This is a genomic window from Massilia sp. FBCC-B171 (assembly GCF_059134155.1).
The window spans coordinates 81,901-96,236 of sequence record NZ_CP101443.1; the positions used below are offsets into that span (position 1 = coordinate 81,901).

Genomic DNA, 14,336 nt, shown 5'->3' on the forward strand with positions numbered 1-14,336 from the left:
ATGCCCGCCACCCCATCGTCGCTGTTCCCGCCGATCCAACCGAGCCGCCACGGCATGCTGGCGGTCGACGACCTGCACACGATTTACTGGGAAGAGGTGGGCAACCCGAACGGGATTCCGGTGCTCTTCCTGCACGGCGGCCCGGGCGCCGGCCTGTCGCCCCAGCACCGGCGCTTTTTCGATCCGCATGCCTACCGCGTGATCCTGTTCGACCAGCGCGGCGCCGGCAAATCGACCCCGCTCGGCGAATGGCGCAACAACACGACCGAATTGCTGATCGAGGACATCGAACGCCTGCGCGTCATGTTCGGCGTCAAGCAATGGCTGGTGTTCGGCGGCTCCTGGGGATCGACCCTGGCGCTGGCCTACGGCCAGCGTCACCCCGAACGCTGCCTGGGCTTTGTCCTGCGCGGTATTTTTCTGTGCACCAAGGCCGAAGTCGAGTGGTTCCTGCACGGCGTGCAGTGGTTTTATCCGGAGCTGTACGAAGAATTCGTTGCGCCCATCCCGCTGGAAGAGCGCGGCGACTTGCTGGGCGCGTATGCGCGGCGCCTGCTGTGCGACGATCCCGCCCTGTACTGGCCGGCGGCGCGCGCCTGGAGCCGCTTCGAGGGCCGGCGGGTGTTCCTGCTGCCGCAGGAAGAAGAGCAGCCGTCCGACACGCTCGACCTCGGCGTCGGGCGCCTGGAAGCGCACTACATGGCCAATGGCGCGTTCATTGAAGAAGACCAGCTGGTGCGCGACATCGGTCGCATCGCCCACCTGCCGGCCGTGATCGTGCAGGGCCGCTACGACGTGATCTGCCCGCCGCTGTCGGCGCACCGCCTGCACGCCGCCTGGCCCGGCGCAAGAATGCGCATGATCGCGGATGCGGGCCACGGCGCGCTGGAAGTGGGCATCGCGCGCGCACTGGTGGGCGCGACCGAGCAGTTCAAGCGCCACGGCCGCTTCGACTGAGCGCGGCGCTCGAAGCCATTCATACATACAGGCGGCTGCTACACTACGCCTGACGCACCCATAACGCCAAAAAAACACGTGTTTTCATGAATATCCAGATTAGCGACATCGGCCACATGATCCAGCTGGCGATCGCCCCCGTCTTCCTGCTGACGGGCGTGGCGACCAAGCTGACGGTGCTGACCAACCGGCTGGCGCGCATCATCGACCGCACCCGGGTGCTGGAAGACCGCCTGCGCATCGGCCCGAACGACGAGTACACCGACGAACTGGAAACGCTGTACGTGCGTTCGCACCTGATCAATTACGCGATCACCTCGAGCACCGCCTGCGGCTTCCTGGTCTGCCTCGTCATTGCCATGCTCTTCCTCGGCGACAGCGCCAACATCAAGCTCGACCAGTACATTGCCGCCTCCTTCGTGCTGGCGATGTTCGGCCTGATCTTCAGCTTCGTCTTTTTCCTGCGCGAGATTTTTATTTCGTCGCGCTTCATGCGCATGCGCCACCACGTCAGCCTGGCGACGGGCGAGCGCCGCGACTGATTAAACTTTTACATCGAATCGAGTACCACATGCACGACTACCAGCGCCCACCCACCCTGCACCGCTACGGCATGCGCGACGAGCTCGAACTGGCACTCACGGAAGGCCAGTTCCGGCTGCAAAGCGCAGGCGGTTTCCTGACCGTCTCGTTCTCGCAGGCCTGGAACAAACACCTGTTCGACGTACTGGGACCGGCCGACTGCTGCCTCGTGATCCACAACAGCGAGGAATTCGGCGAGCGCCTGCACCGCGCCGTCCAGCGCGCGCTGCCGAACTGGGCCGGCATCGACGGCGCCGTCGAATACGGCAGCCGCTCGCCGCTGGGCGCAGCGTTTACGAAAACCCGCGCCGAAGCCCAGGAACAGGAGTGGAAGTTCGCCTGGCGCTCGTTGTCGCCGAATACGAGTTTGAATCCCGTGACGGTGAAAATTGGCAGCATCGAGCAGTTTGCGGAATTGCGCGCGCCGCAGAGCCATCTGGTGTAAGCGGTTCTGCTACGTTTAGAACCACCGCTCCACGGATTCCCGGCGTAATTACTTGATAATGCCGGGATGACAAATAGCGCCTACCCCCATCTCCTCGCCCCGCTCGACTTGGGTTTTACGACGCTGAAGAACCGCGTGATCATGGGGTCGATGCACACCGGGCTCGAAGACCGTTTTTATAACTACGGCAAACTGGCCGCCTTCTACCGCGAGCGCGCGGCCGGCGGGGTCGGGCTGATCGTCACCGGCGGCATCTCGCCGAACCGCCAGGGCTGGCTGCTGCCGCTGGGCGGCACCCTGAATTTTCTGGGCGACGTCGTCAACCACCGGCGCGTCACGCGCGCCGTGCACGAAGAGGGCGGCAAGATCCTGATGCAGATCCTGCATGCGGGCCGCTACGGTTATCAACCCTTCGTCGTCTCCGCCTCCGCCGTCAAATCGCCGATCTCGAAATTCAAGCCGCGCGCACTGAGCGAGCGCGGCATCGAATCGACGATTCGCGCCTATGTGCGCTGTGCGAAGCTGGCGAAACTGGCTGGCTATGACGGCGTCGAAGTGATGGGCAGCGAGGGGTACTTACTCAATCAGTTCCTCTGCGCGCGCGTCAACCGCCGAACCGACGCCTGGGGCGGCCCGATCGAAAACCGCATGCGCCTGGCGGTCGAGGTCGTGCGCCGCATCCGCGCCGCCGTCGGCCCGGAATTCATTTTGATGTACCGCCATTCGGTGCTCGACCTGGTCGAGGGCGGCAATACCTGGGAAGAAGTCATCACCGTGGCGCGCGCTTTGAAAGCGGCCGGCGTCACCATCCTGAACACGGGCTATGGCTGGCACGAGGCGCGCGTGCCGACCATCGTCACCTCGGTGCCGCGCGCGGCCTTTGCCAGCGTGGCCGGGCGCCTGCGGCGCGAAGTGAACATCCCGGTGGTGGCCTCGAACCGCATCAACATGCCGCGCGAAGCCGAAGAGGTGCTGGCGCGCGGCGACGCCGACATGGTGTCGATGGCGCGCCCCTTCCTCGCCGATGCCGCCTTTGTCGCGAAAGCGGCGAGCGGCCGCGTCGACGAGATCAACACCTGTATCGGCTGCAACCAGGCCTGCCTGGATCACACGTTTGCCAATAAACGCGCCAGCTGCCTGGTCAACCCGCGCGCCTGCCACGAGACCGAACTCAATTACGTCAAGACCGACAAGCCGCGCAAGATCGCCGTCGTTGGCGCGGGACCGGCCGGCCTGTCGGCGGCCACCGTTGCAGCGGAACGCGGCCATGCGGTGACGCTGTTCGAAGCATCAGGCCAGGTCGGCGGCCAGTTCAAGGTCGCGATGCAGATTCCCGGCAAGGAGGAGTTTACGGAGACGGTGCGCTATTTCGCGCGCAAGCTGGAAACCACCGGCGTCGACGTGCAACTGAACCGCCGGGTGACGCGCGAGCAATTATTGGCCGCCGGTTTCGACGACGTCATCGTCGCCACCGGTGTGCGCATGCGCATGCCGGCCATTCCCGGCATCGACCATCCGATGGTGCTGTCCTACCTGCAGGTCCTGCGCGACAAGGCGCCGGTGGGAAAACGGGTGGCCATCATCGGCGCCGGCGGCATCGGTTTCGATACCGGCGAATTCCTGCTGCACGACCCGTCCCACCCGCTGCCGCAGCCGATTCCGACCTGGACCGGGGAGTGGGGCGTCGACCTGGACGCGACGGTGGAAGGGGGCCTGGTGAAACCGGTACCGGCGCATCCTTATCGCCAATTGTTCCTGTTGCAGAGGAAGAGCACGCGTCCGGGAGCGGGTCTCGGTAAAACCTCGGGCTGGGTGCACCGTGCGGCGCTGGTGCGCGGCGGCGTGAGCATGCTGGCGGGGGTGCAGTACGACCGCATCGACGACGCCGGCCTGCACATCACGGTGGGCGGCAAGCAGCGGCTGCTGGAAGTGGACAATGTCGTCATCTGCGCGGGGCAGGAAAGCCTGGACGAGCTGACGGCGGGGGAGGTGTCGCCGACTACTTCGTTCCACAAGATCGGCGGAGCCGTGCTGGCGGCGGAGCTGGATGCGAAGCGGGCGATTCGGGAAGGCGCGCAGCTGGCGGCGCGCCTCTGATTAGTACTCCAGGCGCAGGTGGACGTTGGGGTAGTACTCGTTCAGATAGCGCAGCAGGAAATACTGGAAATACAGGATCGAGGAGATTTCCAGCGTTTCTTCGGCAGTCACCAGCAGCATGAAGGTCACGTCGCGCACGCCGTTGGTGAGCGCGACATGGCTGCCTTCGATGGTCTCGAAGCCGATCGCGGCGAAGACAAAGGCGGCGCCGGCGAGGGCGAAGTTGATCATGTAGACCGGCTTCAGGCGCAGCAGGAAGGGAATGAAATACACCGCCAGCACCACCACCAGCAGCGCCACCGGCACCGTCCAGGCCACGGTCAGGAGCGGCACGCTCTCAAGCTGTGCGCCGGCGACGGACTTGGCCACCTTGCTCAGGATGATGCGCAGGTCCGCGAACTCGTCGATCGACATGAAGAGGAAACCGCCGGCCAGGATGCGCCAGGCCGTGCTCTGGTGCTTGGCGGCCTCGGCCAGGCGTGCAATCGCATACAGCAGCGCGGCCGTGAGCAGCAGGTTCAGCGACGAAAAATAGGTGGGTGCATTGTGCTCTTCATAGAAATCGAAGAGGGGCACCAGGCCGAAGACGGTGTCCTTGCCTAAGTAATATTTGAGCACCATGGCTGCGCAATGGGCGAGCAGCAGCATGCCGGCAAGGACGATCAGCTTGCGGTGTGCCCGATAGAGCGCGCTTGGGCCAACGACGAGCTGGCGGATGTCGGTGCGTAGCGAAGGAGTGTCGAGAAGATCAGCCATGATGAGCGCACTGAGAGTAATGGAGCCAGTGCCATCTTATCAGAAAAACATGCAAATATTGAAACAATATATGCAATTTATTAATAGATATATTAGAGGCGTCGGATGCCAATGATCAGCAGGGGGAACCAGCTCTTTGTTCGAGATCGAATACGGAGGCATGACAGGCCAGTTCTATAGGGAGAATGTTTAAGTTGCGTGCACACGGCGTACGCGGCCAACTTCATGTTCGTTAACCGTTGCCTCGCGGCTATGGAAGCAGCGGACGCCAACAAGTGGACGACTTGTTGTTGATGTTTCAACAAAACAACGTTACAGAGACAAGCTGTTTATTCGTGATATTCTGCTGCGAACACGTTTTTCACTGATTTAACTTACAAACAGCAGGCGGTTATGAGTACTGATTTCCCCCCACGCCCCCCAGGCAAGTCCACCCAAAATATCATCGTTATGGAGTTCAATGAACTCTGTCCATCGCTCCTCGAGCGTTGGATGGGCGAAGGCCGCTTGCCGAATTTCGTTCGATTGCGGCAGCAAAGCGACTCATTCATCACCGAGGCCGATGTGAAGGATCCATCGAAGCTTGAACCGTGGATCCAGTGGTATTCGACCCATACGGGACTGGCTTATGAGCAACATGGGGTATTTCACCTGACTGAAGGCGCCCGTGCCGAGCACGAGGATATCTACCGTACTCTCATGAATGCCGGCCATAAGGTTGCCTGCTTCGCCGGCATGAACGTACGCGGGTTTGCCAAACCAGGTTCTCTGTTTGTCGGCGATCCATGGTCGGAAAATGGAGACGCTTTTCCTGTCGAACTTGAAACTTATAACAAGTTTATCAGCCGTAATGTGCGTGAATACTCAAATACGACGAATCGGCTGACCGCCTCTGATTATTTGAAATTTCTGAAGTTCATGCTTGCGCGGGGGTTACGCGCATCGACTGTTGCAAGGCTTGCCGGGCAGCTCATCAAAGAGCGTACGACTGACCGTCGGCTGTCTTATCGTCGTGCAGCACTCCTGGACCTCATGCAATTTGACGTATTCCGCTGGTATTACAAGCGCAATCGTCCATCCTTTGCAACTTTCTTTATTAACAGCACGGCGCACTTGCAGCATGCGTACTGGCGTCATCATGATCCTGCAGCGTTTGAAGTCAAGCCAAGCGCCGCCGAAATGGCTGTCTATGGAGATGCGGTGCGCTTCGGTTATGAAGCAATGGATAAGCTTGTCGGTGACTTTCTGGAACTGGCGCAAAGCAGCGGTGCTCGCCTGATTTTCATGACAGCGCTGAGCCAGCAGCCTTTCCTCAAGCATGAGTCGAAAGGCGGACAAAAATTCTACCGCTTGCACGATGTCGAGCGCTTCCTGAGCGATTGGGGGATCACGTACGCTGAGGTCAGCCCCACTATGACCAATCAGTACTTAGTTCGTTTTAGTGACAACGAACAATTACAATATGCTCGTGAACAACTTGCCGGATTTACGCTTGAAAGTGGCCAGAGCGTGATCGACACACGGTCCGCAGAGGGTGGGTTGTACTTCGGTTGCGGCCTGCATGGGACCATTTCAGATAGTACGGCAGTCAGACATTCACATACGGGTAAGCAAGTTAAATTCAGCGATTTACTTTACGCTATCGATGTGCTCAAGAGCGGTTGCCATCATCCCCAAGGCGCGCTATGGATCAGCGGCAACGTCGACAGCAAAACAACAGGCGCTGCCTCGATCTTGGACGTCTACCCGACCATTCTCGATTTGCTGGGTGTGCCTGCACCAGCTGGAGAAGTGCGTTACGGAACCAGTTTGTCTCCACAACTGGGAGGTACCGGCCCAGCCGTGTCGCTGGGTGCCAAACCGCACCCGCTAGTCGCATAAGGTCATTCGCCCGGTTGGCGACCGGGCGTTAGCGCTACCTCCTGCGCACAACGACGCAGCCAATCGAGTACCCGGCACCGAACGAGCAGATCACGCCATTCGCGCCTTTCGGCAAATCGTCCTGGTTCAGGTGGAAGGCAATGATCGACCCGGCCGACGAGGTATTGGCATAGGTATCGAGGATCACCGGCGCTTCGTTCGGCTCGGCGTCGCGTCCGAGCAGGGTGCGCGCGATCAGCAAATTCATGTTCAGGTTCGCCTGGTGCAGCCAGTAGCGCGATACCTGCGGGATTTCCAGGCCTGCCGCCTGCACCGTGTCGCGGATCATTTCGGCCGCCATCGGGCAGACTTCCTTGAACACCTTGCGGCCCTGCTGGCGGAACAGTTTGTCGGGCTTGCCGACGCCGGCTTCGTCGAAGCGGTTCATGAAGCCGAAGTTGTTGCGGATGTTGTTCGAGAATTTCGTTTTCAGCTTCGATTCGAGGATCTCGAACTGGTGCTCGCCGACGGCCGTATCAGCCGCTTCGATGATCATCGCCGTGCACGCGTCGCCGAAAATGAAGTGGCTGTCGCGGTCGCGGAAGTTCAGGTGGCCGCTGGTGATTTCAGGATTTAACACCAGCACGGCGCGCGCCTGGCCGGTCTGCACCGCCGCCATCGCGGTCTGGATGCCGAAGGTGGCCGAGGAACAGGCCACGTTCATGTCGAAGCCGAAGCCCTCGATGCCGAGCGCTTCCTGCACTTCGACCGCCATCGCCGGGTAGGCGCGCTGCATGTTCGAGGCGGCGACCAGCACCATGTCGATGTCGGCGGCCGCGCGCCCGGCGCGCTGCAAGGCGTCGTTGGCGGCGGCGACGCACATCTCGGCCTGCAGCGACAGTTCGTCGTCGCCGCGTTCAGGGATGCGCGAGGTCATGCGCGCCGGGTCGAGGATGCCTTCCTTTTCCATCACATAGCGCGACTTGATGCCCGAGGCTTTTTCGATGAAGCCGCTGCTCGAGGCTTCCAGCGCGGTGACGCTGCCGGCGGCGATGGCCTCGGCTTGCTCGGCGTTGTGGAGTTCGACGTAGGCGTTATAGGCCGTCACCAGCTCGTCGTTCGAGATGGAATACGGAGGCGTAAACAGGCCGGTGCCGCTGATGACGACAGGTTTCATAATCAAGGCTTTCAAAGACGATAACGGGAGATTCCCGTGTGAATGACGGCGATTCTACACAATCAACCCGAGCCTGGGAATTGTCGGTGCGACCACCAAGGGCGCTATTTCGGCGCCTGGTGGCGCGCCAGCGTGGGACGCGCTGGCCGCTTCGACAACTGCATCGGCTCGCCCTTAAGGTGTTTCACGGCCTGCGCCAGCTGGAAGTCGCCGGCGCTGCCGTAGGCCAGCGGCTTGCGGTCGCGCGCAGCGTCGAGCAGGGCCATCTGCTCTTCGATGTCGTCCGGCCGCGTTTTTTCTTCCGCGCCCTCGCCCGATAGGTGGTGCTGGAGGTCGGCTTCGCGCAGGCGCAGCGCGTTCAGGCCGTCGTTATCGAGATTTTCGTCGACCGCGAAGTCGGGCAGGATGCCGCGTGCCTGGATCGAGCGGCCGCTGGGCGTGAAATAGCGCGCCGTGGTGAGCTTGACGGCGGCGTCGCGCCCGATCGGGCGGATCGTCTGGACCGAACCCTTGCCGAAGGTGGGGCTGCCGACGATGGCCGCGCGTTTGTAGTCCTGCAGCGCGCCGGCGACGATTTCGGAGGCCGAGGCCGAGCCGGTATTGACCAGCACCACCAGCGGCAGCGTCTTGAACACGGCGGGCACGCTGGCCAGCGGATCGCGTCCGCTCCTGAGCATGTAGTGCTCCGGGCGGCCATAAAAACGCTGGCGCATTTCGGGCAGCTGGCCATTCGTGGAAACGATTTGCGCGCCCTCCGGCAAAAACGCGGCGGCCACGCCGATCGCGCCCTGCAGCAGCCCGCCCGGATCGTTGCGCAGGTCGAGCACCAGGCCTTTCAGCTGCGGCTCCCTGCGTGCCAGCTCGGCCAGTTTGTCGGTCATGTCGTCGAGCGTCGGTTCCTGGAACTGGGCGATGCGCAGCCAGCCATAGCCCGGTTCGACGATGCTGGCCTTGACGCTTTTTTGGACGATCTCCTGGCGTTCGACGGTCAGCACCAGCGGCTGCGCCGCGTTCAGGCGCGCGATGGTGAGCGTGACGCGGGTGCCGGGCGTGCCGCGCATGCGCTTGACCGCTTCTTCCAGGCCCAGGCCGCGCACATCAAACCCGTCGATGCGGGTAATCAGGTCGCCCGCCTGGATGCCGGCCCGTTCGGCCGGCGAGTCTTCCATCGGCGCGACGATTTCGACATAGCCCTCGTCGCTCTCGCCGATCTCGATGCCCAGGCCCACGAATTTCCCCTCGGTGCCTTCGCGCAGTTCGCGAAAGGCCGCCGGGTCGAGGTAGGCCGAATGCGGATCGAGCGCATCGACCATGCCGGAGATGGCGTCGGTGAGCAGCTTGCCGCCCTCGACCGGCTCGACGTAATCGGAGCGGATGACTTCCACCACCTTGGCCAGCTGCTGCAGCTGGTCGAGCGGCATGCTCGGCTCGACCGGTTTATAGGCGAGCGCGGAAAACTGCATCGTGACGGCGGCGCCGGCTGCAAGGCCGACGGCAAGCAGGCCGGTCGTTTTGAGAGTGGAGCCCATAGCTGTTGGTGGTAACGGCGTACAAGGCGCCCTGGCACGCATGAGATAGCGCGCCCCCAGTATAAACCCGAATCGCGCCCGGCTCGGGGTGCGCCCGCGCAAACCTGCGCGCGGCGGCTGCGCGTGCGGGCCACTTGTAAAGGGGCTTGTCCTTCCCGTAAGTAATTGTAAGAGTGGACACGCCGGCCCCCGCGCAGTCCTATAGTCAACTCGACTTTTCTCTCACCACCCCAAAGTGGTTTCGCCCATGGCCCCCTCCGTGGGCATTTTTTTGTCTGGCGCTTTTATACAGGCCCCATCAATGCCGCGCGCGGCGCCCTGCGGCATCGGCTGGAATGGGCGCCGACGTCCAAGCTTCCGCTGGAAGGCCCTTCCGCTGACCCTGGGCCGCAGCTGCAACCGGCGTCGTAATGCCACACTCCCTCTCGACGGATGGGTTCGGATCGGGCATTCTTGCAGGATGACCGGCGCCGCGGTGGCCATGCATGTCGTGTAATGACAGGTGTGAACCGCGCGCCGGAGTAATGACAATCCTGTTGGCGCACAGGGGCTCGCTTCCCGGTGCGCGTTTTCCATCGGCATACGAGGACTTCCTTGAAACCTACCCTTCTGAGTACCCTGATCCTGTCCATGCTGGCCAGCTTCGCCCACGCGGGCGACGCCGCCAAGTCCAACGCCGCGCCAACCGTGGCCGCCAGCACTGCCGCCACCGCCGCACCGATCTCCGGCATCGACACCCAGTACATCGACACCTCGGTGCGCCCGCAGGACGACTTCTTCACTTACCTGAACGGCAAGTGGCTCAAGTCGACCGAGATCCCGGCCGACAAGGCCAGCTGGGGCACCTTCATGAAGCTGCGCGACGACGCCCAGGAAAATTCGCGCGGCATTATCGAAGCGGCGCACAAGGACAAGACGAAAAAGGCCGGCACCGACGTCCAGAAGATCGGCGACCTGTACGCCAGCTTCATGGATGAAGCACGCCTGGAAGCGCTCGGCACCAAGCCGCTGGCAGGAGAGTTGCAGCGCATCCGCACCCTGAAGGACAAGAAGGGCCTGCCGAACCTGATCGCCCACCTGTCGAAGATCGGCGTGCCGACCCCGTACGGCATCCGCGTCGGCCAGGATGCGCGCGCATCGACCAAGTACGCGACCTATATCGGCCAGGGCGGCCTGGGCATGCCGGACCGCGACTACTACCTGAAACTCGACGACAAGCGCATGCTCGAAGCCCGTACCAAGTACGAGGCGCACGTGGCGCAAATCCTGAGCCTGGCGGGCGAGAAGAACGCCGCCGAACAGGCCAAAGCGATCGTCGCGTTTGAAACCGAACTGGCCAAGGTACAGTGGACCAAGGTCGAGAACCGCGACCCGGTCAAACGCTACAACAAGATGAGCGTGGCCGAACTGGCCGCGCTGACCCCGGGCTACGACTGGAACGCGGCCCTGGCCGCCGCCGGCGTGGGCAACAAGCTCGACTACATCATCGTCGCCCAGCCAAGCTACCTGACCGGTTTCAACCAGGTCCTGGCCACCACCGACCTGGCGACCCTGAAGTCCTACTTCGAGTGGCAGCTGCTGCGCGAATACTCGCCTTACCTCTCGAAAGCCTTCGTCGACGCCAACTTCGCCTTCTACGGCACGGCGCTAACGGGCGTAACGGAAAACCGTCCGCGCTGGAAGATCGGCGTGTCGACCGTCGAAGGCGCGCTGGGCGAAGCGGTGGGCCGCCAGTATGTGGCCAAGCACTTCCCGGCCGAGCGCAAGGCGCGCATGGAAGAACTGGTGAAAAACGTCACCGCCGCCTACGCGCAAAGCATCGACACGCTCGACTGGATGACGCCGGCGACCAAGAAGGAAGCGCAGGCCAAGCTGGCCAAGTTCGTGCCGAAAGTGGGCTACCCGAACAAGTGGCGCGATTATTCGAAGCTGACCGTGCGTCCCGACGACCTGGTGGGCAACGTCAAGCGCGCGGCCGAATTCGGCTACAACCGCAACATCACGAAACTGGGCAAACCGATCGACCGCGAAGAGTGGGGCATGACGCCGCAGACGGTGAACGCCTACTACAGCAGCTCGATGAACGAGATCGTGTTCCCGGCCTCGATCCTGCAGCCGCCCTTCTTCGACATGCGCGCCGACGACGCGGTGAACTATGGCGCCATCGGCGCCGTGATCGGGCACGAAATCGGCCACGGTTTCGACGACAAGGGCAGCCAGTCCGACGGCGACGGCAACCTGCGCGACTGGTGGACGAAAGAGGACCGCGCCGCCTTCCAGACGCGTGCCGACATGCTGGTGAAACAGTACAGCGGCTACAGCCCGATCCCGGGCTATAACGTCAACGGCGAACTGACCCTGGGCGAGAACATCGGCGACAACTCCGGTCTCGCGATCGCCTATAAAGCCTACAAGATTTCGCTCAAAGGCCAGCCGGCCCCGGTGATCGACGGCCTCACTGGCGACCAGCGTTTCTTCATGGGCTTCGGCCAGGTGTGGCGCAGCAAGATGCGCGAAGCGCAGCAGATCGTGCAGGTCAAAACCGATCCACATTCGCCGGGCCAGTTCCGCGCCAACGGCACCGTCATGAACCACCCGGCCTTCTACGACGCGTTTAATGTCAAGGAAGGCGACAAGATGTATTTGGCGCCGAAAGACCGCGTCACGATCTGGTAAAGTCGTCGATCGGCCGGATTATGCATGGCATGCATGAGGTGTATGCATGTCATGCATATGCCGGCCGCGAAGACTGGTATCTACCCAACACACGATAAAAAAGAGAGACATATGAAACAACATCTGCTGAGCGCATTGACGCTGGCGCTGCTCGCCGGCGCCGTCCAGGCAGCACCTGCCGCGAAAAGCGCCAAGGCCCCGGTCCTGTCCTCGGGCATCGCCACCGAATACATCGAACAGAGCGTGCGTCCGCAGGACGATTTTTTTGAATACCTGAACGGCAAGTGGCTCAAAACTGCCGAGATCCCGGCCGACAAGGCCAGCTGGGGTTCGTTCATGCAGCTGCGCGAGAACACCTTGCCGCGCCTGCGCGGCATCATCGAAAAATCCGCCGCGACGAATGCGGCCGCCGCCACCGACGCCCAGCGTATCGGCGACTTCTACGCCAGCTTCATGGACGAAGCCCGCCTGGAAACCCTGGGCGTCTCGCCGCTGAAAAGCGAGCTCGATAAAATCGCCGCATTGAAGGACAAGTCCGAGCTGCCGGCAATGCTGGCGCGCCTGGGCAAGATCGGTGTGGGCGTGCCCTTCGACTTCGCCATCCACCAGGACAACAAGGATTCGACCAAGTACGTGGCCGACATCATGCAGGGCGGCCTGGGCATGCCGGACCGCGACTACTACCTGAAGGCGGACGACAAGAAGCTGGCCGAGACCCGCGCCAAGTACCAGCAGCACGCGGAAAAAATGCTGGCCCTGGCCGGCGACCGGAATGCCGCCGCCAACGCCAAAGCCGTCGTCGACTTCGAAACCGAGATCGCCAAGATCCAGTGGACCAAGGTCGAACTGCGCGACCCGGTCAAGGCCTACAACAAGGTCAACCTGGCCGATATGGACAAAGTCGCGCCAGGCTACGACTGGAAAAGCTGGTTCGACACCACCGGCCTGTCCGGCAAGGCCAGCTATGTGATCGTCAGCCAACCTACGTACCTGAAGGGCTTCGCCGAGGTCTCGAACAAGACCTCGCTCGACACCTGGAAAGCGTATCTGTCGCTGCACCTGATCGAATCCTACGGCAGCTTCCTGTCGAAGAATTTCGTCGACGAGCGTTTCGATTTCTACGGCAAGACCCTGTCGGGCGTGACCGAAATGGAACCGCGCTGGAAGCGTGGCGTCGGCGCCGTCGAGCGCGCGCAGGGCGAGTCGCTCGGCAAGCTGTATGTGGCCGAATACTTCCCGCCGGAGCACAAGGCGCGCATGGAAAAGCTGGTGAAAAATCTGCTGGCCGCCTACAAGCAGAGCATCGACAAGCTCGACTGGATGAGCGCGGCGACCAAGAAGGAAGCCCAAGCCAAGCTGGCCAGCTTCACCCCGAAGATCGCCTACCCGAACAAGTGGAAGGATTACTCGAAGCTCGTCGTCAAGCGCGACGACCTGGTCGGCAACGTGATGCGTTCGCGCGTGGTCGAAGCGGACCGCGAAATCAACAAGCTGGGCAAGCCGATCGACCGCGAAGAGTGGGGCATGACGCCGCAGACCATCAACGCCTACTACAACCCGGAGATGAACGAGATCGTGTTCCCGGCCGCGATCCTGCAGCCGCCGTTCTTCGACGCGAACGCGGACGACGCGGTCAACTACGGCGGCATCGGCGCCGTGATCGGCCACGAGATCAGCCACGGCTTCGACGACCAGGGCGCCCAGTACGACGGCAAGGGCAACCTGCGCGACTGGTGGACTGCGGCCGACCACAAGAACTTCAAGGCCAAGGCCGACATGCTGGTCAAGCAGTACAACGGCTACAGCCCGCTGCCCGGCTATAACGTCAACGGCGAACTGACCCTGGGCGAAAACATCGCCGACAACTCGGGTCTTGCGATCGCAGCGAAGGCGTATAAAATTTCGCTGAAGGGCAAGCAGGCGCCGGTGATCGACGGCCTCACCGGCGAGCAGCGCCTGTACATGGGCTGGGCCCAGGTCTGGCGCGAGAAGATGCGCGAGCCGGCCCGCATCGCCCAGGTGAAAACCGACCCGCACTCGCCGGGCCAGTTCCGCGCCAACGGCACCCTGATGAACCAGCCGGGCTTCTACGAGACCTTCAAGGTCAAGGAAGGCGACAAGATGTACCTGGCGCCGAAAGACCGCGTCATCATCTGGTAAGCACAGCGCCGCTGCTGCTGTAAACGAAAACACCGCCTGGCTGCCCGCCGGCGGTGTTTTTTTTATGCCGCCGCGCCGCCCGGAATAAAAAAAACCC

At 62.2% G+C, this 14,336-nt stretch carries 10 protein-coding genes; 7 read left to right on the top strand and 3 right to left on the bottom strand.

Annotation, left to right across the window (positions count from 1 at the left end):
• The 4 genes from pip (at position 1) to NMB41_RS00460 (ending at position 4,081) form a co-directional block, all read left to right on the top strand.
• Positions 1–957 carry a prolyl aminopeptidase gene (gene pip, locus NMB41_RS00445; protein WP_494380534.1) on the top strand — a complete coding sequence of 319 codons (957 nt, stop codon included), beginning with the start codon at positions 1–3 and terminating at the stop codon, positions 955–957.
• 86 nt (positions 958–1,043) lie between these two features.
• Complete coding sequence (locus NMB41_RS00450; RefSeq protein ID WP_494380535.1) at positions 1,044–1,499, top strand: DUF2721 domain-containing protein; 456 nt, start codon at positions 1,044–1,046, stop codon at positions 1,497–1,499.
• A 29-nt stretch (positions 1,500–1,528) separates the two neighbouring features.
• Positions 1,529–1,984, top strand: coding sequence for a hypothetical protein (locus tag NMB41_RS00455; protein ID WP_494380536.1), 456 nt, complete (start codon positions 1,529–1,531; stop codon positions 1,982–1,984).
• A gap of 66 nt (positions 1,985–2,050) precedes the next feature.
• Positions 2,051–4,081, top strand: a complete 2,031-nt coding sequence (locus NMB41_RS00460) for a 2,4-dienoyl-CoA reductase FMN-binding domain-containing protein (RefSeq protein ID WP_494380537.1) — start codon at positions 2,051–2,053, stop codon at positions 4,079–4,081.
• Here the strand turns inward: NMB41_RS00460 and NMB41_RS00465 are convergent, their stop codons facing one another.
• Positions 4,082–4,837, bottom strand: coding sequence for a DUF8692 domain-containing protein (locus tag NMB41_RS00465; protein ID WP_494380538.1), 756 nt, complete (start codon positions 4,835–4,837; stop codon positions 4,082–4,084). It abuts the gene before it with no gap.
• A 393-nt stretch (positions 4,838–5,230) separates the two neighbouring features.
• Here NMB41_RS00465 and NMB41_RS00470 point away from each other — a divergent pair, with 393 nt between their 5' ends.
• A complete protein-coding gene (locus NMB41_RS00470; protein ID WP_494380539.1) occupies positions 5,231–6,718 on the top strand; it encodes an alkaline phosphatase family protein in 1,488 nt (495 codons plus the stop codon).
• Positions 6,719–6,752: 34 nt separating this feature from the next.
• Here NMB41_RS00470 and NMB41_RS00475 read toward each other — a convergent pair whose 3' ends face one another.
• Positions 6,753–7,874: a beta-ketoacyl-ACP synthase III gene (locus NMB41_RS00475; protein WP_494380540.1), complete on the bottom strand. Its 1,122-nt coding sequence runs from the start codon at positions 7,872–7,874 to the stop codon at positions 6,753–6,755.
• Positions 7,875–7,978: 104 nt separating this feature from the next.
• Positions 7,979–9,403 carry a S41 family peptidase gene (locus tag NMB41_RS00480; protein ID WP_494380541.1) on the bottom strand — a complete coding sequence of 475 codons (1,425 nt, stop codon included), beginning with the start codon at positions 9,401–9,403 and terminating at the stop codon, positions 7,979–7,981.
• A gap of 630 nt (positions 9,404–10,033) precedes the next feature.
• On the opposite strand from NMB41_RS00480, the gene NMB41_RS00485 reads away from it, so the two are divergent.
• Both NMB41_RS00485 and NMB41_RS00490 read left to right on the top strand, forming a co-directional pair.
• Entirely contained in the window at positions 10,034–12,079 is a 2,046-nt protein-coding gene (locus NMB41_RS00485) for a M13 family metallopeptidase (RefSeq protein ID WP_494382908.1), read from the top strand.
• 111 nt (positions 12,080–12,190) lie between these two features.
• Positions 12,191–14,239: a M13 family metallopeptidase gene (locus NMB41_RS00490; RefSeq protein ID WP_494380542.1), complete on the top strand. Its 2,049-nt coding sequence runs from the start codon at positions 12,191–12,193 to the stop codon at positions 14,237–14,239.
• Positions 14,240–14,336: the final 97 nt, after the last annotated feature.